Source organism: Thermogutta sp. (assembly GCF_014359955.1).
GTDB lineage: Bacteria > Planctomycetota > Planctomycetia > Pirellulales > Thermoguttaceae > Thermogutta.
This window is the reverse complement of record NZ_JACIYL010000584.1, coordinates 1-2,883: the sequence shown is the minus strand read 5'-3', so window position 1 is coordinate 2,883 and position 2,883 is coordinate 1. Positions and strand designations below refer to the sequence as shown.

The 2,883-nt window shown below is 59.4% G+C and carries 2 protein-coding genes; both read left to right on the top strand.

What is annotated here, in order from left to right; genetic code table 11:
• On the top strand, positions 1-1,025 hold a 1,025-nt coding region (locus tag H5U08_RS14655), incomplete at its 5' end, for a DMT family transporter (protein ID WP_297034630.1).
• A 221-nt stretch (positions 1,026-1,246) separates the two neighbouring features.
• The coding region (locus H5U08_RS14650; protein WP_297034628.1) for a prenyltransferase/squalene oxidase repeat-containing protein at positions 1,247-2,883 on the top strand (1,637 nt) is incomplete at its 3' end.

Genomic DNA, 2,883 nt, shown 5'->3' with positions numbered 1-2,883 from the left:
TGGGCACAATCATTCCCGTTTCCCTGTATGAGGTTCAATTTCAGGGCAAGCTGGAAGCCCGGGCGCCGGCTCGAACTCCGGGAGAGTACTACATAGCTCTTCCGCTACCGCCAGAGATTGTTTCACTCGCCGAACTTGAAGTTCGCGTTGGGGATCAGGTTTGCGAAGACGTTGTCATTACCCCCGGGCAACTGCGGTGCACAGTATCCCTGAAGGACTCGCCTCAATCGATCGAGGCCCATTATTCAGCGGTCGGCCGCGGAGTTTTCGGTCTGGAAATCCCCGAGGGCGGCGTGGAAGACACGCTTGCGCTGACGGTCAGAACCAGTGGTTCGGATGTGCGACTGATGGAACTGTCTCTTCAACCCACGGTAGCGAAGTCCTCCAAAGGTGGGGCGGAATACGTCTGGGAATACAAGAAACTCGTGTTCGGACGTCCGGTCCAGCTCGATGTGCTTGGCATCGCACCAGTGGATCGGCTGGGCGAGCTGCGATGGCTGGGCCCCCTAAGCATTGTGTTTTTTGGATTGGTGGCGGGCCTGATGGCACTTGTCGCCAACAAGCCAGCCTTCGATCGGTGGATGCTCCTTTTAACGATTGGACTGTTCGCCGGAAGTTATCCGCTCATGTACTACGCCCAGGAGTACTTGCCCCTGGGTTATGCCGTGACACTCTCTGCAGCGGTGCCCATCTTGGTGGCGGCCATTCGCACGGCCTTTCTCGCCGGCTGGCGGCTGGCGGTAGCCATCACGCTCTGGGCAGCGCTGGTGATGGCGGCGACAATCGTTTGCGCGGTCTGGCCGAAGTATCAGGGGCTGGTCATTACAGGAGAAACGCTCGCCTTATTTGCTATGGCCATGATTCTGGGTCCCAAGATCCCCAAGAAGACCCTTTTCCCGAGCCCCCCTGCTCCGAGTCCCATGGGGAAACCCCAAACCCAATCACCCACCGACAAACCGGGGGGACCAGTGTCGGAAGAGGCCGAACAGCCCTCATCCGACCCGGCACAGCAGGACCTCGGCTGAGTGGGCAATGTCAGCCTGGCTACCGACACGGGCCATGCCCATGGTAGCACCACGTTTCCGTAACGAGTTAAAATGAAAAGGGGAGCCTGTGGCAAAACATCGCCCGCCGGGTTGTTGCCGATCATCGTTTTTGGAGGTTATCGGGGTGCTACATCGGTGGGCATTGCCCTGAGCTGGTGGAAGTCAATCGGAACAGAGATCCCTGAGGCGAGAGGTCAAGCATGACCGACAAGTTGCCTTTGCCCGATGAACAGCAGCCGTCACCAGGATCGCCTGCGCCGGGGCAGGGTCCTGGAACTCCACCGTCACTGCCAGCCGCAGAAAACACTTCGTCGCCACGAAAGGCTCGCGAAGGAACCGAAGGCGTTCCCAAAGGAAAAGTCGTTCGTCCAGCCCAGGGAAATGCCAGCCGAGCGCGAAGCGAGTCCGCACCGAAAGGCAGTGCCCAGCCATCCCCGGCGGCGGTGGCAGCGGCTGCAAAGGGCATCCAGGCCGACAGTGAGCAGGAAGAGAAAAAAGGACGCAGCCTCCTGTGGGAAATTCTCCACTGGATGCCGAGCTGGTTCGTCAGCATGGTCGTGCATGCCGTGGCCCTGCTGGTCATGGCCATGATCACGATCCCGGCCCCTCGTGAGTCCACGGCCCAGACACTGGTGGTGGCACCGGGCCAGAACGAACAACTCGAAGAAGTGGAAGAGCTCCTCGATGAGCCCCCGCAGGATATCAACCTGGCCACCGATCTGTCACCCGTGGAAGTGGCCAGCAACGTGGACAGTTCCCAGGACGTTTCACCATTTAACGACGAAACGGCAGCCATGGCCTCGGTGGAGCTCAGCCCCATCGGGGTGGAACACGCCCCACAAACAGACCTGCTGTCCAACCTGGGTGCCTTGAGCGGGGACGCCTTTTCAGGTCGTGGGGCGGGCAAGGAACGCCTCGCGCGATTAGGTGGTGCTACCGAGGGCAGCGAGCGCGCTGTTGCTCTGGCCCTCCAATGGCTGGCCAATCATCAACTCCCGGATGGTGGCTGGAGCTTTGACCACACCAAAGCCGGCGGATGCAATGGCCAGTGCCGTAATCCGGGAAATCTTCCGGAAGCGCGGGCGGCCGCCACCGCTTTGGCACTTCTCCCCTTCCTTGGCTCAGGGCAAACCCATCGGGAGGGCAAATACGCCAAAAATGTGCGGGCAGGTCTTTACTTCCTGATCACCAACCGGATGAAAATTTCCCCGCAGGGCGGCAGTTTCCTGGAAAGTGGCGGGAACATGTATTCGCAGGGGCTTGCGTCCATCGTGCTTTGCGAAGCTTATGGTATGACGCATGACAGGGTACTGGCGGCTCCGGCCCAGCAGGCGCTCAATTTCATTTGTAACGCGCAGGATCCGGTGGGCGGCGGCTGGCGATACCAACCCCGGCAAAAAGGCGACACATCGGTGGTCGGCTGGCAGTTAATGGCTCTGAAAAGCGGCGTCATGGCTTATCTTCAGGTGCCGAAGGTAACCATCCAGAAGGCCCAGGTCTTCCTCGATTCGGTCCAATCGGATGGTGGATCCGCTTACGGCTATCTGGATCCAGGAGAAGGTCCTGCCACCACGGCCATCGGTCTCTTGTGCCGGATGTATCTTGGCTGGGACAAGGACAATCCCGCGCTGATTAAGGGGATTCAACGACTAAGCAAATGGGGACCATCCACCAGCAAGAGCGGGCCCGGCCGAAACAACTTCTACTACAACTATTACGCAACGCAGGTCATGCGCCACTGGGAAGGGGAAGAGTGGAAAAAATGGAATTCCGTCATGCGCGATTACCTGGTCCAAACGCAGGCGCAAAAGGGTCACGAAGCGGGAAGCTGGTTTTT